We start from the raw sequence: 16,309 nt of genomic DNA, 5'->3' as shown, positions 1-16,309 counted from the left end.
TTGACTGGTTTGGCCAAGGTTCAGGAGATATGTTGTTTGGCCTGGCCTCTTCGCGAGCAAGCCCGCTCCCACAGGGGAACGCATTCCAAATGTGGGAGCGGGCTTGCTCGCGAAGGCGCCACGCGAATCAACGCAAGATCTGGATCAGCTCGCCTCGTTAAGAATCAAACTCCGATAATGCCCCGGATTGGTCCCCGACCACTTGCGAAACGCCTTGTAGAACGAACTCGCGTCAGCAAATCCCAACCGCGCCGCAATCTCGGCAAAGCTGATGCTCGGTTCCGCCAGCCAGACAATCGCCAATTCCTTGCGCACGCTGTCTTTCAAACCCTGCCAGGTCTGCCCTTCTTCGGCCAAGCGCCGGCGCAGGGTCGAGGCCGACATGCACAGTTGCTGCGCCAGGGCTTCGGTTTCAGGCCATTGCTCGGCGGGCAGTTGTCGTAGATCGTGTTTGATCCGGCTGGCCAGGCTTTCCGGGTCGCGGTATTTGACCAGGATGTTGGCCGGCGCATGGGCCAGGAAGCGCTTGAGTTCTTCCGGGCTGCGCTTGATCGGTAAGTCCAGGCAATCGGCGGCGAAAATCATCCGCGTGCGCGGGCGGTCGAAGCGCAGGTTCTCGGAAAACATCACCTGATAGTCATCACAAAAGTCCGGCTCCGGGCAGCGCAATTCGATGGCCAGGATCGGAATCCGCCGCCCCGCCAGCCAGCAGGCGACGCCGTGGACGATCATCCAGTAGGTGAAATAGGTGAAGGCGCGGCGCGGTTCCTGGTCGTCTTCGAGCAAGACGATTTCCGCCAGGCTTTGCTGGCGCACCAGTTGCGCGGGCAAGTGTTCAAGCATCAACGAAAGAAAGGCCAGGCCCGAGGTGAGACCTGCGGCGAGGTTGGGCTGGACCATGGCGCAGCGGCACAGGAATTCAAGACTGCCGGATTTGAGCTGGCGCAGGTCCATGCCGAAAAACTCGTCGTCACCGCGCCGGGCCAGCAAACGCCACAGTCGTGCGTACGAGGTGGCAGGGACTCGGGCGTCAACAGCGTCCAGCAACGCCGGATCAATCCCGACTTTGTGCAACACCTCTTCGGTGGCAGCGCCAGGCGCACAGCTTTGCAACAGCGCTTCACGCACCAGTTGAATGGATATGGTGTCTTTTTCCGACATCGCGCGGGGTGAGCCCTGTTCTTGTTCAAGTGGCGGGCATATTAGCCCAGCGCAGAGCCCTGTGGGAGCGGGCTTGCTCGCGAAGGGGCCGTGTCAGCCAGCATTTATTTGAATGACACACCGCTTTCGCGGGCAAGCCTCGCTCCTACAATGGATTTGAGTCGATCACATATTTGTGGAACGCCGGGAAACCTGTAGGAGCGAAGCTTGCTCGCGAAGAGGCCGGCACATTCAACATCTCTACTAACCGACACGCCGCCTTCGCGGGCAAGCCTCGCTCCTACAGGGATTGGGGTGATCTTTTGGGTCGTTCAGCTAAGGTTCAGCTAAAGTCAATCGATCTCATGTGAGAATGAGTGTCATTATGTTACAACTTAGCAACCTAACTAACTCGACACGGTGCTGAATGCTTGTTCCCTTTTTGATCATGCTGCGCGAAGGCATTGAAGCGGCGTTGATCGTCGGCATTATCGCCAGTTACCTCAAGCAAACCGGCCGCGGCCAGTGGATGCCCGCCGTGTGGATTGGCGTGTTCCTCGCCGCTGCTCTGGCGCTGTTGGTCGGTGGTGGCCTGGAGTTGATGAGCGCCGAGTTCCCGCAGAAGCAACAGGAACTGTTTGAAGGCATCGTCGGCCTGGTCGCCGTCGGCATTCTCAGTTCGATGGTGTTCTGGATGCGCAAAGTGGCGCGTTCGATCAAGCATTCCCTGCACGTTTCCCTCGATCACGCGCTGGCCGGCTCCAAGCATCAGGTCACGGCGCTGATCGCCATGGTGTTTTTCGCCGTGGCCCGGGAAGGTCTGGAAACCGTGTTTTTCCTGCTGGCGGTGTTCCAGCAAAGCGAAGGCGCGGCGGCACCGATTGGCGCCCTGCTCGGCTTGATCCTGGCGATCATTGTCGGCTTCCTGATCTACACCGGCAGCATGCGCCTGAACCTCAGTGCGTTCTTCCGCTGGACCGGTTTGTTCATCCTCGTGGTCGCCGCCGGCATCCTCTCCAATTCTGTGCAGGCTCTGCATGAAGCAGGCGTATGGAATCACCTGCAAACCGTGCTCTTCGACTTCAGCGCCACGCTGCCGATGGATGGCCCGCTGGGCTCGGTACTGGCCGGCATGTTCGGTTATCAGGACGCACCAACCGTCAGCACCCTCGGCGCGTATCTGATTTATCTGGTGGTGGCGCTGGTGATGTTCTTCCTCCCGGCCGCCGCGCCCGTCAAGCAATCTTCTTCCGTTTCCAGCCAATAAGGGCATTCATGTCAACGCCTAATCCTCCCGTGGCTTCACCTCCCCGCGCGTTGCGCTGGGCGGTGGCCGGTTCGGTGATCGTGATGATCGCGGCCGGTGGCCTGTTCTACTACGCGTCGAAAATGGCCGCCGCCAAGCGCCAGACCAACCATGACGAAGTGGTGGTGAATATCCACCCGAAAAGTTGCGAACCGAATGCGCTGACGGTCCCGGCCGGGCACGCGAGTTTCCGAATCGTCAACCGCTCCGACCGGGCGGTGGAATGGGAAATCCTCGACGGCGTGCTGGTGGTCGAAGAACGGGAAAATATCGCCCCCGGCCTGAGCCAGGTGATCAACGCCAACCTGGCGCCCGGTGACTATGCGATCACTTGCGGCTTGCTCAGCAACCCGCGTGGCACCTTGCACGTGACCCCGACGGCGGCGTCCGATGCGGCGGCCAAGGCCCGGCCATCGATGGTTGCGTTCATTGGTCCGCTGTCGGAATTTCGCGTGTACCTGAGCAGCCAAAGCAATGCGCTGATCAAAGCCGTGACCGCCCTGAAGCAGGCGATTGAAGCTGGCGACCTGGCCCAGGCCCAAGCGCTTTATGTGCCGGCTCGCGCTGCCTATCAACGAATTGCCCCGGCCGCGCAACGTCTGGCCGAGCTGGATAACGCCGTCAACGCCCGCGCCGATTACTTTGAAAAGCGCGAACAGGATTCGGCCTTCACCGGTTTCCATCGCCTCGAATACGCGCTGTTCCAGCAACGCAAACTCGACGCCTTGGCGCCGGTGGCCATGCAACTGATCATCGACATCACCACGCTCAAACAGCAATTGCTCGCCCAGTCCCTGCCGCCGGAGCAACTGGTGAGCATTGTGGTGCGCAACCTCAACAGCATCGCCGACGTGCGCGCCAGCAGCGGTGAAGAAGAACGCTACAGCCACACCGACCTGAACGGCTTTGCCGCCAACCTCGACGCGGCGCGCAAGGTTGTCGACCTGTTGCGGCCGTTGCTGAGCAAATCTGCCGCCGAGTTGCTGCCAAAAATCGACAGCGCCATCAGCGCTTTCGACGCCGAACTCAATGGATTCAAGGTCAAGGACGGCTACGCCAGCTACGACACGGTCAGTGCCGAGCAGCGCAAACAGATCGCCGACAAGGCCAAGACCCTGGCCACCGTACTCGACGAAATCGACCCAGCCCTTGGCCTTTCCGGCCTGTAAGCAGAAGACGACATTTAGATGAAAGACTTGGAACAGTTTTCCGCCCAGCGCCGCCGTGTATTGATGGGCATGGGCGCCGCCGGTGTCGCGTTGGCCGGCAGCTCCCTTAGCTGCCCGGCGATGGCCGCTTCCAGCCAGGTGACCGAAGCGCCGAGCAGCGAAAAGACCGAAGACCGCCACACCTTTTACGGCAAGCACCAGACCGGTATCGTCACGCCGCGCCCGGCGTCGGGCATGTTGGTGTCGTTTGATGTATTGGCCGCCGACCGCGATGATCTGGAGCGTTTGTTCCGCACCCTCAACGAGCGCATCGCGTTCCTGATGAAGGGCGGCGCCGTGACGCAGGTCGATCCGAAATTGCCACCAGTGGACTCCGGGATTCTCGGCCCGGTGGTCACGCCGGACAACCTGACCATCACTGTGTCGGTCGGCGAGTCGCTGTTCGACGAACGCTTCGGCCTGGCCAACGCCAAACCCAAGCGGCTGATCCGCATGGTCGGTTTCCCCAACGATGCCCTGGAAGCGGATTGCTGCCACGGTGACTTGAGCTTGCAGTTCTGCTCCAACACCACCGACACCAACATCCACGCCCTGCGCGACATCGTGAAAAACCTGCCGGACCTGCTGCTGGTGCGCTGGAAACAAGAAGGCAGCGTGCCGCCGCAAGCCCCGGCGAAACCCGGTGTGCCGGCGCAAAGTGCGCGCAACTTCCTGGGTTTTCGCGACGGCTCGGCCAATCCCGATTCCAACGATGCCAAGGCCATGGACAGCATTGTCTGGGTGCAACCGGGCAGCGACGAGCCAGCCTGGGCCGCGAACGGCAGCTACCAGGCGGTGCGGATTATCCGCAATTTCGTTGAGCGCTGGGACCGCACGCCGTTGCAGGAACAGGAAAGCATCCTCGGTCGGGTCAAGAGCACCGGCGCACCGATGGGCGGCGAGCACGAAAACCAGGTCCCGGACTACGCCAAGGACCCGGAAGGCAAGCTGACCAAGCTCGATGCGCACATTCGCCTGGCGAATCCGCGCACCGCGCAAACCCAGGCCAACCTGATCCTGCGTCGCCCGTTCAACTATTCCAACGGCGTGAACAAGAACGGCCAATTGGAAATGGGCCTGCTGTTCATCTGCTACCAGGCCGACCTGGAAAAAGGCTTCATCACCGTCCAAACCCGTCTCAACGGCGAGCCGCTGGAGGAATACCTCAAGCCGGTGGGCGGCGGGTACTTCTTCACCTTGCCGGGTGTGACGGGCGACAAGGACTTCATCGGTCGCTCATTGCTCGACGCTACACAACCCGCTCATCAGCCAAAAACAACCGCGTAACAACTCTATAACAACCCCCAAACACGGAACCGTCCCATGAAAAAGTCGCCACTCGCTTTAATGCTGACCCTTGGCTTGCTCAGTACCCCGTTTTCAGCTTTCGCGGCGACGGCGCCGCTGGATCTGGTGGGCCCGGTTTCGGACTACAAGATCTACGTCACCGAACAACTGGACCAACTGGGCAGCCACACTCAACAGTTCACCGACGCCGTGAAAAAAGGCGACCTGGCCACCGCGCAGAAGCTCTACGCACCGACCCGCGTGTTCTACGAATCGATTGAGCCGATTGCCGAACTGTTCAGTGACCTGGATGCGTCCATCGACTCGCGTGTCGACGATCACGAAAAAGGCGTGAAAGCCGACGATTTCACCGGTTTCCACCGCATCGAATACACCCTGTTCTCGGAAAAGAGCACCAAGGGCCTGGACGAACTGGCGGACAAACTCAACGGCGACGTGAAGGACCTGCAAACCCGCGTCGCCGGCCTGACCTTCCCGCCTGAGAAAGTGGTTGGCGGTGCTGCGGCCCTGCTTGAAGAAGTCGCGGCGACCAAGATCTCCGGTGAAGAAGATCGCTACAGCCACACTGACCTTTATGACTTCCAGGGCAACATCGACGGCGCGAAGAAAATCGTCGACCTGTTCCACCCGCAGATCGAGAAACAAGACAAAGCCTTCATCGCCAAAGTCGACAAGAACTTCGCGACCGTGGACAAGATCCTGGCCAAGTACAAAACAAAGGATGGCGGTTTCGAGACTTACGACAAAGTGAAAGAAGCTGACCGTAAGGCGCTGGTTGGGCCGGTGAATACCTTGGCTGAGGATTTGTCGACGTTGCGTGGGAAGTTGGGTTTGAACTAAGTTTTTTAGCGTCTGGGCTGTCCCCTTCGCGAGCAAGCCCGCTCCCACATTGGATTTGTGATCTACACAAAACCTATGTGGGAGCGGGCTTGCTCGCGAAGGCATTCTTATAAACAACACAGCATCAAGGCTGTGTGTTAACCCTCACAACATCCGATAGAGCAACCGCTCAATCCGCACCCGACTCACCCGCTTGAGAAACTTGGCCACTGCCCCCGGATATTCCGGCAGAGTTTCCAGGTCCAGGTAGCGCGCGACGCGCTGGGTGTTCTCGAAAATCTCCGCCAGCTCCTTGCGCCGCGGCGCCTGCAACTCGTTTTTCGGGTCGTCGATCAACAGCGCGTTTTCCAGGTCGAGACGGAACGCGCGCGGGTTGAGGTTGTTGCCGGTCAGCAAGGTATAGCGCTCGTCGATCCACATGCCCTTGAGGTGATAGGTGTTGTCACCGTCACGCCACAGGTGCAGGTTCAACTGGCCGCTGTCGATGTTCTGCTGATGTCGCTTGGCGAAGCGGCGCAGGCTGATCTCGTAGAGGTACGGCAGCGCGGCGATCACCTTGAACGGCTCGCTCGGCGGGATGTAGAAGTCGTTGGCGGTCTTGTCACCGACGATGATGTCGATCTTCACCCCACGGGCCAGGGCGCGGTTGATTTCCCGAGTCACTTGCAGCGGCAGGTTGAAATACGGCGTGCAGATCGTCAGCTGATGCTGGGCGCTAGCGATCAGTTCGCAGATCACCCGGCTCAGCGGGTTGTTCTTGCCCACACCGAGCAGCGGACTGACCGACAGACCGCCCTTGGCCACGCCACCCGCCGTGGTGTCGTAGGTCGCGTGCTTGAGACGGCTGCGCAGGTCGCCGATGTCGTTGCGCAGGCTGCGGGTGGTCGGCAGGTTCGGCAGGTCGAGGCGATGCACCGCTTTGGAGGCGATCAGACCGTGCTGGATCAGGTGCTGCATGGAATCGGCCAGCGCGCTGTTCTGCAACAGGTGATAGCGGTCGTAGCGGTACTTGTCGAACTTGTGCAGATAGACGTTGTTCAGGCTCGCGCCGCTGTAGATCACGCAATCATCGATCACGAAGCCCTTCAGGTGCAGCACGCCGAACAGCTCGCGGGTCTGCACCGGCACGCCATACACCGGCACTTCGCTGGCATGGGTGCGGGTCATTTCCTGATACCAGGCCGAGTTGCCCGGCTGCTTGCCGGCACCGATCAGACCGCGTTGGGCGCGCAACCAGTCCACGACGACGACCACGTCCAGCTCCGGACGCGCCAGTTTGGCGGCGTGCAAGGCATCGAGGACTTCCTGGCCGGCTTCGTCCTGTTGCAGGTACAGCGCGACGATATAGATGCGCCGGGTCGCCTGGGCGATTTTTTCCAGCAGGCAACGACGATATTCGGCGGCGCCGGAAAGAATGGTGACGGCATCGGCGGTCAGCGGAAAACTGCGCAATTTGGGCAGCAGAGAGCGTTTGAAAAGCGACGGCATAAGGCTCGCAAAAAGGTCGAATCCGAAGAACCCGAGAGCTTACACCATGGATCCGTTTGGGTCTTGTTACTGTCTGTAATGACGCCTTCGCGGGCAAGCCTCGCTCCTACATTCAATCGCCTTCCCCTGTAGGAGCGAGGCTTGCCCGCGAAAGCGATTTCATGGGCGATAAAAATATCCACTTGACCAAGGAGAACGATCGTTCTACTGTTTGTCCCATGAACGAAATCACTAGCAACGACACACGCGACATCATTCTGGATGTCACCGAAAAGTTGATCTACAAAAGTGGCATCGCCGCCACGGGCATGGATCTTCTGGTGAAAACCGCCGGTGTCTCCCGCAAGAGTATCTACCGCTACTTTGCCAACAAGGACGTGCTGGTCGTCGCGGCCCTGCAACGCCGGGATGTGCGCTGGATGAACTGGTTCAGGACCGAAGTCGACAAGGCCCCGACCCCGGCCGACCGCTTGCTCAACCTGTTTAGCGTGCTCACGACCTGGTTCGACTCCGAAGGCTTCCGCGGCTGCGCCTTCATTAATACCAGTGGCGAAACCGGCGACCCGCAAGACCCGGTTCGGCTGGTCGCCAAAGACCACAAACAGAAACTGCTCGACTACGTGAGCGAGCTTTGCACCGAACATGGCGCCACCGACCCGCAGGCACTGGCTAAACAGCTGCTGATCCTGATCGAGGGTGCCATTACCGTAGCGCTTGTGATGGGTGATCACAGTGCCGCCGATAATGCGCAATGCATGGCGCGAAAGTTATTGGACCTGTAACTGCTTAATCAAGCTCGACACTGTGTTTTAACTTTACTTTGATGAGGAGACATTCAAATGTCATCTAATGCCGAAGTTCGTCCGCCGTTGCCGCCGTTCACCCGTGAATCGGCTATCGAAAAAGTCCGCCTGGCCGAAGACGGCTGGAACTCCCGCGACCCGGAACGCGTGTCGCTGGCCTACACCCTGGACACCAAGTGGCGTAATCGCGCCGAATTCGCCTACAACCGCGAAGAAGCCAAAGGCTTCCTGACCCGCAAGTGGGCCAAGGAACTGGATTATCGGTTGATCAAGGAACTCTGGGCCTTCACCGGCAACCGCATCGCCGTGCGCTACGCCTATGAATGGCACGACGACTCGGGCAACTGGTTCCGTTCCTACGGCAATGAAAACTGGGAGTTTGACGAGAACGGCTTGATGGCCAATCGTTTTGCCTGCATCAACGATATGCCGATCAAGGAAAGCGAGCGCAAATTCCATTGGCCGCTGGGGCGTCGTCCGGATGATCATCCGGGTCTATCCGACCTGGGTCTGTAAGATCACACAAACCTAATGTGGGAGCGGGCTTGCTCGCGAAGAGGCCGTGTCAGTCGAGATCATCGTTGACTGACACACCGCTTTCGCGAGCAAGCCCGCTCCCACAAGGGTTTTGTGGTGACAGGGGGATTTGTGGTGTTTAGGCGACTGCGGCGGTCTGTTGGCTCAGTGCCTTGGCCTCAAGCTCGCGCACCAACGGCAACACGCGCTTACCGAAATACTCCACTTCTTCCTGGAAGTGCAGGAACCCCGCCAGCACCAAATCCACCCCCACCGCTTTCAACGCCACAATGCGCTCGGCAATCTGCTGCGGCGTGCCGATCAGGTTGGTCTTGAAGCCGTCGTTGTATTGCACCAGATCCTCGAACGTTGATTTGGCCCAGTTGCCCTCGCCCTCTGGCGACGCCCTGCCCGCCTGTTTCGCGGCATCGCCAAACGCATTCACGGCTTCCGGGTCAGCCTGGTCGATGATCTGTGCCAGCACCGCGCGCGCCTCTTCTTCGGTGTCGCGGGCGATGACAAACGCATTCACCCCGACCTTCACCGAATGATTGTTCGCCGCAGCCTTGGTCCGGATGTCGTCGACCTGGGCCTTGATGCCTTCGGGCGTGTTGCCGTTGGTGAAGTACCAATCCGATACGCGCGCCGCCATGTCCCGGGCTGCACGAGAGCTACCGCCCTGGAAGATTTCCGGCTGGCCCAGTGGCTTGGGTTTGAGGCTGTAATTGTCGAAGCGGTAGAAGTCGCCACGGAAGGTGAAGTTGTCCTGCGTCCAGATGCCCTTGAGCGAACGGATGAATTCTTCTGAACGGCGATAGCGCTCGTCGTGCTCCAGCCAGTGCTCGCCGATGGCCTGGAATTCGCCCTTGAACCAGCCGCTGACGATGTTCACCGCGACGCGGCCATTGGTGAGTTGGTCGATGGTCGCCAGTTGCTTGGCCGCCAGCGCCGGTTGCCACGGGCCGGGCAGGATCGCGGCGATCACTTTGAGTTTGGTGGTGGCGGCCAGCAACGCATGACTGAAGGCCACGGATTCATGCTGGAACTCGGCGCCGTAGCCGGCGGTGAAGCGGATTTGCGTCAGGGCGTATTCGAACCCCGCCTCTTCGGCCAGTTGCGCCAGTTTGCGGTTGTAGTCGATGCCCCAGTGGGTGCGTTGCTCAATCTTGCTGACCACCAGCCCGCCGCTGACGTTCGGTACCCAGTAGGCAAATTTGACGGCTTGCTGACTCATAGGTTTGTCCTCAGGACTTTTGGGAAGTCTTTGGACAAGAGCAGCAACCGTGCCAGCACCGAATCCCGCGCAGGCCGCTACTGTCTTCAGCCTGGCCAAATCCTTGTGGGAGCGGGCTTGCTCGCGAATACGGTATGTCAGCCAATGAAGATGTTGAATCCCAGACCGCTTTCGCGAGCAAGCCCGCTCCCACAGGAATTCGGGTGTGTCAGGGGCAATTTGCTGCTGTGCTGTTGGTGCAGCAACAGTTCAAGCCACTCCTGAATCGACAAAACCCCATAAACCATGGCCTGCGAACTTCGGCATGGACCGTGCAATCGCTCCGGTCTCTACTGCCGATCCCAGGAACTGTGCCATGACCGAACACCAGGTAATCAATCCTCTCTCCACCGGTACTGACTACGAAGCGTTGGCCGCGCGTTTTCGGCCGATCTTCCAGCGCATCGCCGCCGGCGCCGTCGAGCGCGAACAGTCCCGCAGCCTGCCATACGAGCCGATTCAGTGGCTCAAGGAAGCCGGTTTCGGCGCCGTGCGCGTGCCCGTGGAGTATGGCGGTGGCGGTGCGTCAGTCCCGCAACTGTTCGAACTGTTGATCGAGTTGGCCGAAGCTGATTCCAATGTGCCCCAGGCCCTGCGCGGGCATTTCGCCTTTGCCGAAGACCGACTCAACGCTGCGCCCGGCCCGGCGCGGGATGTCTGGTTCAAACGCTTCGTGGCCGGCGACATCGTCGGTTGCGCATGGACCGAAATCGGCAGCGTGGCGATCGGTGATGTGATCACCAAAGTCTCGCCCCACGGCGATCAATGGCGGCTCAACGGCGAAAAGTTCTACAGCACCGGCAGCATCTTTTCCGACTGGATCGACGTCTACGCCCAACGCAGCGACACCGGTGGCGACGTGATCGCCGCCGTGCGCACCCGTCAACCCGGCATTGTGCAGAGCGATGACTGGGATGGTTTTGGCCAGCGCACCACCGGCAGCGGAACGTCGCGGTTTATCGATGCCGAAGTCGACGCCGAAAACATCATCGACTTCGCAACCCGTTTCAAATACCAGACTGCGTTCTATCAACTGGTGCTGCTGGCGTCCCTGGCCGGCATCGGCCGCGCCGCGTTACGCGATGTGGCGCATCAGGTGCGCGAGCGCAAACGCATCTACAGCCATGGCAATGCCCCGCATGTCAGCCAGGATGCGCAGGTGCAGCAGGTGGTCGGTGAGATTGCGGCGTTGGTGTATGCGGCCGAGGCCAGCGCGTTGAAGGCGGCGCAACCGGCGCAAAGGGCTTATGAGGCACGCTTCTCGGGTGATGATGCGTTAGAACAGGCGGCGAATGTCGCGGCGGAAATCGAATCGGCCAAGGCGCAAGTGGTGGTCACCGAATTGATCCAGCGCGCGACCAGTGAACTGTTCAATGCGCTGGGGGCTTCGGATATTCGCCAGGGGAAATCCCTGGATCGGCATTGGCGCAATGCGCGGACGGTGTCGTCGCACAATCCGGTGATCTACAAGGCGCGGATTATCGGGGATTGGGCGATCAACGGGACCGAACCGCCGTTTGTGTGGCAGATCGGGAATGGGCCGCAGCGCAAGTGATGTGTCGTCAGGGATGACGCCTTCGCGGGCAAGCCCGCTCCCACATTTTGAAATGCGTTCCCCTGTGGGAGCGGGCTTGCTCGCGAAAGCGCCAGACGGGTCGCCGCAGAAGTTGGATGTGGGTAAGATATGAGCCCTTCCCGCAGCCCACCTTCGGCGCCCCGCCGAATAAGCCGATTCCATGCCTTTCGAACTCAGCGTTGACCTCACCACCCTGGCCATTCTGGCCTTTGTCGCTTTCATTGCCGGTTTCATCGACGCCATCGCTGGCGGTGGCGGTCTGCTCACCACCCCGGCCTTGCTGACCGCCGGCCTGCCGCCGCACCTGGTGCTGGGCACCAACAAGTTGAGTTCGACCTTCGGCTCGGCCACCGCCAGTTTCACCTTCTACCGCCGCAAGCTGTTCCATCCGAAGCAATGGGTACATGCCATCGTCGGCACGCTGGTTGGCGCGTTGACCGGTGCAGTGGTCGCGCATTATCTGCCCGCTGAATGGCTGAACAAGATGCTGCCGGTGATCGTCTTCGCCTGCGGCGTGTACCTGTTGTTCGGTGGCACGCCGAAAGCGCCGCTGGACAGCGACGCGCCGATCAAGAAAAAGTGGCAATCGACCCAAGGCTTCAGCCTCGGTTTCTACGATGGCGTGGCCGGCCCCGGCACGGGTGCGTTCTGGACCGTCAGCAGCCTGCTCATGTACCCCATCGACCTGGTGAAGGCCAGCGGCGTGGCACGCAGCATGAACTTCGTCAGCAACATTGCGGCGCTGTCGGTGTTCGTGTTTTCCGGGCAAGTGGACTGGATCATCGGCCTGAGCATGGGCGTGTCGGTGATGGTCGGCGCGTTCTTCGGCGCGCGCACCGCCATCAGCGGCGGTGCCAAGTTCATTCGCCCGGTGTTCATCACCGTGGTGCTGGGCCTGACCGTGCGGCTAGCCTGGCAACACTGGTTCAGCGTGGCCTAAGCGCCGCGCCAGGTAGACGTCGATCAGGTAACGGGCAATCGAGCGCGATGCCGGCAACGGCGGCATCGCGTGGATGTTGAACCACTGGGCGTCTTCGATTTCGTCTTCCTGACAGACGATCTCGCCACCCGCATATTCCGCGTGGAAACCCAACATCATCGAGTGCGGGAACGGCCAGCACTGGCTGCCCATGTACTGGATGTTCTTGACCTCGATCTGCACCTCTTCGCGAACCTCGCGAATCAGGCAATCCTCAGCTGACTCACCCGGCTCGGCAAACCCCGCCAGCGTGCTGTAGACACCTGTGACGAAACGCGGCGAACGCGCCAGCAACACTTCATCGCCACGGGTGACCAGCACGATCATGCTCGGCGAAATCCGTGGGTAATAACGGATATCGCACGGCTCACAGTACATCGCCCGCTCGCGGGGAACCTGATGCGTCGCTTGCCCGCAGTTACCGCAAAAACGGTGTTCGCGGTACCAGGTGCCGATCTGCGCGGCGTAACCAAGCACCTTGTAGACGGTGTGATCGCCTTCAAGCATGAACGCCCGCAAGCCTTTCCAGTTGCAGCCCGGTACTTCGCTGGGGCTGCGCAATTCCAGTAAATAGACCGGCTCGCCATCGAGGTGACCGATGCCGTGTTCGGCAAGGATCGACAGGTCCTGGCGCTTGAGCCATTCCCGTGGGAACAGCGCGCCGTTGTCATCGAACAGAAAGCCTTCGGGGCTGCGCGCCACGGCCCAGCCGCCGGGTTGATCGGTGTCCAGTACTGCGGTGGTCCAGCGTGAAATCATGGTTAATCAGTCCAGAAATTCGGGTTTCTGTTTGCTCATATGGGCGGCCATGGCCACGCGCAAATCGGTGGATTGCAGCATGGCGGCGTTCCAGGTGGCGACGTATTCGAGGCCGTCGTCGATGCGATGGTCGCGCATGTAGCTGATCATCTCTTTGGTGCCGGTAATCGCAATCGGCGACTTGCCGGCGATCTCGCGGGCAATGCCCATCACGCCATCGAGCAGGCTGTCGCGGTCACTGTAGACGCGATTGACCAGTCCCATGCCACGCGCTTCCTCGGCCCCGAAGTTGCGACCAGTGTAAGCCAGTTCACGCAGCATGCCGTCACCGATGATCCGCGGCAAGCGTTGCAACGTGCCGACGTCGGCGGCCATGCCGATGTCGATTTCCTTGATCGAGAATTGCGCGTCTTCAGCGGCGTAGCGCATGTCGCAGGCGGCGATCAGGTCGATGGCGCCGCCCAGGCAATAACCCTGGATCGCCGCGAGCACCGGTTTGCGGCAATTATCGACGGCATTGAACGAGGCTTGCAGGGCGAGAATCTTGCGGCGCAGCAGGCGCGCATTGCGGCCGACGTCCTTGCCCAGTTCATTGGCCACGCCAGCGAGCATCATCAGGTCGATACCGGAAGAAAAGTGCTTGCCGGCGCCGCTCAGGACCACCACCCGCACCTCGTCGGTGTCGTCGACCCATTGGAAAATCTCGATGATCTCGCTCCAGAACGCGGCGTTCATCGAGTTGATCTTTTCCGGACGGTTGATCTGCACATGAGCGATTTTGTCGGCGAGTTCGACGGTGAACGCGGTGTACTGAGACATGGCAGAGATCCTTGACCGGGCAGAAAATGAGGCCCGAACTATAACAAGGCATCGCGGGTGGGAGTAAGGCAGTGGTTCGGCCAAATGCGGGACTGGCTGTTGGTTCTTTGGTGTCTAGGCAGGCCCCTTCGCGAGCAGGCTCGCTCCCACATTTGAAATGCACTCCCCTGTGGGAGCGAGCCTGCTCGCGAATATCCGCAACAACCCACATCTAACCTCCTTTCACCGCCACAAACGCCGCCGTCACATAAGGCACAGTTATCACCTCCTTACCCCGCAACTCCGGCTCACTTTCAATCAAGGCTTTAATCTGCGCATCCACCTTGTCCCGCTGCGCCTGGGGCAGCGCCGCAATAAAACTCGTCGACCGCACCCGATTGAAAATCACATCCTCCGGCGAGCCTGTATGCCCATGCCCGAAATGCTGCGCCTGCAACGGTCCGAACGCCTTATGCGGAAACGCCAGGCGCCAGGCCCCGGTGTAGTAGCGCGGGGTATCGCCTTCAAGCGCATTGACGATCGCATCCAGTTTCGGCACCCAACTCACCCGGGTATCGCGCAGGTTCCACACCAGGCCCAACTTGCCGCCCGGCTTGAGCACTCTGGCGATTTCAGTGAGAGCCTCGGGGCTGGCGAACCAGTGAAAGGCCTGGGCGCAAATCACCACGTCCACCGAAGCATTCGGCAGGGGCAAATCGGTGGCGGTGCCGCTGACCGCCAGCACGTCGGGATACGCAGCAGCCAACTTGTCGAGCATTTCCGGCACCGGCTCGACGGCAATCACCTGCGCTCCGGTAGCCACCAAGCGTCCAGTGAACTTGCCGGTGCCGGCGCCGAGGTCGATTACGGTTTTATCGTCGTTCAAACCCAAGGTGCCGGTCAGCCAGTCGGCCACTTGCGGAGGATAGTCCGGGCGACCGCGCACGTAAGTGTCGGCCCCGGTTTTGTAGCCATCGGCGGCAGCATGGTGAATGTGTTCTCGCATGGCAGTTCTCCCGATTGACAGCGATGCTGCGAGCATAGCGAATGGACCTGAACTTCCCCTGCAAAGATCTCAAGAAAGAAATGAATAATTGTTCATACAGCGGTGTTCACTTGCCACCGCCCATGAGGATTACCCATGAACCGCCTGAACACCGATTCGCCGACACGTTATGACCGCCTGACCATGAGCCTGCATTGGCTGACTGCCGCACTGGTGATTTTCATGTTTGCCAGCGCACAAATCTGGGAACAACTGGCCAAAGGCACGCCGCTGCGCAAGGGTTTGCAGTCGGTGCACATCTCCTGCGGCATCTTGCTCGCGGTGATTGTCATCGGCCGGCTGCTCTGGCGTATGTCCAGCGGTCGTCGTTTGCCGCCGGCCAATCGAGGCGTGATGAACATTGCGGCGAAAACCGCGCATCTGGCGTTGTATCTGCTGCTGTTGAGCCAGATCGTGCTGGGTTTTCTGTTTCGCTGGGCCCAGGCCGAACCGTTCAACTTCTTCGGTCTTTTCGATGTCCCAACCTTGATGACTTTTGATAAAAGCATGAAGTCGGTATTCGGCGGCCTGCATGAAAACGTGGCCTGGGCCATCATCCTATTGGCCGGGCTGCATGCAGTGATGGCGCTGGTTCATCATTACGGAATGCGCGACGGCACTTTGCGCAGGATGTTGCCGGGGCGCGATACGAACTGAACGAATAAAACACCGGGGCGAGGTGTTCTATGGATACCTGCCCTTGAATTCTGCTTTCCCTGTGAATGGAGTTTCGCAAATGCAAATCCGTTTCGCTGTGTTCACCGCCCCGCTGCTGCTGGTCGCGGCGTTATCGAGCACGCTGGCGTTTGCCAATGGTGACGACGACGCGCCAGCCAAACCCAATTGCCCCAAAGGCCAGGTGTTCGACAGCAAGTCGAATAAATGCGTACTGCAAACCAGCAGCCTGGTACCGGACGCCGACCGCACTGACTACGCTTATCGACTGGCCAAGGACGGTCGTTACGAAGAAGCGCTGGCCCTGCTTGATACGCTGAAAGATCCAAACACCGCCAAAGCACTCAACTATCGCGGCTACGCCACGCGTAAACTAGGCCGCACCGACGAAGGCATCGGCTATTACCTGCAATCGGTCAAACTCGACCCGCAGTATGCGCAAGTGCGCGAATACCTCGGCGAGGCGTATGTGATCAAAGGTCGGCTGGATCTGGCCCAGGAACAGTTGCAGCACATCAAATCGATCTGCGGCAGCACCTGTGAGGAATACCAGGACCTGGCCGAAGCCATCGACGATTCATCGAAAACCTGACAC

General features: G+C 60.0%; 16 protein-coding genes. 10 read left to right on the top strand and 6 right to left on the bottom strand.

Going from position 1 to position 16,309, the window contains the following annotated elements:
* Positions 1-144 precede the first annotated feature (144 nt).
* Positions 145-1,161 (bottom strand): AraC family transcriptional regulator, encoded by a 1,017-nt coding sequence (locus tag NK667_RS10405; RefSeq protein WP_054614624.1) that lies wholly within the window; start codon positions 1,159-1,161, stop codon positions 145-147.
* A 406-nt stretch (positions 1,162-1,567) separates the two neighbouring features.
* Here NK667_RS10405 and efeU point away from each other — a divergent pair, with 406 nt between their 5' ends.
* The 4 genes from efeU to efeO (NK667_RS10385) are packed head-to-tail and all read left to right on the top strand — an operon-like array spanning position 1,568 to position 5,802.
* Entirely contained in the window at positions 1,568-2,407 is an 840-nt protein-coding gene (gene efeU, locus NK667_RS10400) for an iron uptake transporter permease EfeU (RefSeq protein WP_054045822.1), read from the top strand.
* An 8-nt stretch (positions 2,408-2,415) separates the two neighbouring features.
* Positions 2,416-3,615, top strand: coding sequence for an iron uptake system protein EfeO (gene efeO / locus NK667_RS10395; protein WP_054614623.1), 1,200 nt, complete (start codon positions 2,416-2,418; stop codon positions 3,613-3,615).
* A gap of 18 nt (positions 3,616-3,633) precedes the next feature.
* A complete protein-coding gene (gene efeB / locus NK667_RS10390) occupies positions 3,634-4,941 on the top strand; it encodes an iron uptake transporter deferrochelatase/peroxidase subunit (protein ID WP_054614622.1) in 1,308 nt (435 codons plus the stop codon).
* A gap of 36 nt (positions 4,942-4,977) precedes the next feature.
* Positions 4,978-5,802, top strand: coding sequence for an iron uptake system protein EfeO (efeO, locus tag NK667_RS10385; protein ID WP_054045816.1), 825 nt, complete (start codon positions 4,978-4,980; stop codon positions 5,800-5,802).
* Positions 5,803-5,946: 144 nt separating this feature from the next.
* Here efeO (NK667_RS10385) and pssA read toward each other — a convergent pair whose 3' ends face one another.
* Positions 5,947-7,290, bottom strand: a complete 1,344-nt coding sequence (gene pssA / locus NK667_RS10380; protein ID WP_054614621.1) for a CDP-diacylglycerol--serine O-phosphatidyltransferase — start codon at positions 7,288-7,290, stop codon at positions 5,947-5,949.
* Positions 7,291-7,508: 218 nt separating this feature from the next.
* On the opposite strand from pssA, the gene NK667_RS10375 reads away from it, so the two are divergent.
* Both NK667_RS10375 and NK667_RS10370 read left to right on the top strand, forming a co-directional pair.
* Entirely contained in the window at positions 7,509-8,072 is a 564-nt protein-coding gene (locus NK667_RS10375) for a TetR/AcrR family transcriptional regulator (protein WP_054614620.1), read from the top strand.
* Between the two features lie 57 nt (positions 8,073-8,129).
* Complete coding sequence (locus NK667_RS10370) at positions 8,130-8,609, top strand: nuclear transport factor 2 family protein (RefSeq protein WP_054045802.1); 480 nt, start codon at positions 8,130-8,132, stop codon at positions 8,607-8,609.
* A 139-nt stretch (positions 8,610-8,748) separates the two neighbouring features.
* Here NK667_RS10370 and sfnG read toward each other — a convergent pair whose 3' ends face one another.
* Entirely contained in the window at positions 8,749-9,843 is a 1,095-nt protein-coding gene (gene sfnG, locus NK667_RS10365) for a dimethylsulfone monooxygenase SfnG (RefSeq protein WP_054045800.1), read from the bottom strand.
* Between the two features lie 355 nt (positions 9,844-10,198).
* On the opposite strand from sfnG, the gene NK667_RS10360 reads away from it, so the two are divergent.
* The gene (locus NK667_RS10360) at positions 10,199-11,437 is read left to right on the top strand and encodes an acyl-CoA dehydrogenase family protein (RefSeq protein WP_054614619.1); all 1,239 of its coding nucleotides are present in this window, start codon (positions 10,199-10,201) and stop codon (positions 11,435-11,437) included.
* A 181-nt stretch (positions 11,438-11,618) separates the two neighbouring features.
* Positions 11,619-12,398, top strand: a complete 780-nt coding sequence (locus NK667_RS10355; protein WP_054614618.1) for a TSUP family transporter — start codon at positions 11,619-11,621, stop codon at positions 12,396-12,398.
* Here NK667_RS10355 and nudC read toward each other — a convergent pair.
* The 3 genes from nudC to NK667_RS10340 form a co-directional block, all read right to left on the bottom strand.
* Positions 12,366-13,196, bottom strand: coding sequence for an NAD(+) diphosphatase (nudC, locus tag NK667_RS10350; protein WP_054045794.1), 831 nt, complete (start codon positions 13,194-13,196; stop codon positions 12,366-12,368). The genes NK667_RS10355 and nudC overlap by 33 nt on opposite strands.
* Positions 13,197-13,202: 6 nt before the next feature.
* Positions 13,203-14,015, bottom strand: a complete 813-nt coding sequence (locus NK667_RS10345; protein ID WP_054614617.1) for a crotonase/enoyl-CoA hydratase family protein — start codon at positions 14,013-14,015, stop codon at positions 13,203-13,205.
* A gap of 211 nt (positions 14,016-14,226) precedes the next feature.
* Entirely contained in the window at positions 14,227-15,000 is a 774-nt protein-coding gene (locus NK667_RS10340) for a class I SAM-dependent methyltransferase (RefSeq protein ID WP_054614616.1), read from the bottom strand.
* Between the two features lie 135 nt (positions 15,001-15,135).
* Here NK667_RS10340 and NK667_RS10335 point away from each other — a divergent pair, with 135 nt between their 5' ends.
* Together NK667_RS10335 and NK667_RS10330 are read left to right on the top strand one after the other, a co-directional pair.
* Complete coding sequence (locus NK667_RS10335; protein ID WP_054614615.1) at positions 15,136-15,696, top strand: cytochrome b; 561 nt, start codon at positions 15,136-15,138, stop codon at positions 15,694-15,696.
* Between the two features lie 79 nt (positions 15,697-15,775).
* The gene (locus NK667_RS10330; protein WP_054614614.1) at positions 15,776-16,306 is read left to right on the top strand and encodes a tetratricopeptide repeat protein; all 531 of its coding nucleotides are present in this window, start codon (positions 15,776-15,778) and stop codon (positions 16,304-16,306) included.
* The last annotated feature ends 3 nt before the right edge of the window (positions 16,307-16,309 follow it).

Origin of the sequence: Pseudomonas nunensis (genome assembly GCF_024296925.1) — a bacterium.
Classification (GTDB): Bacteria; Pseudomonadota; Gammaproteobacteria; order Pseudomonadales; family Pseudomonadaceae; genus Aquipseudomonas; species Aquipseudomonas nunensis.
Note: the sequence above shows the minus strand (reverse complement) of the source record. Positions and strands in the feature narration are given on the sequence as shown.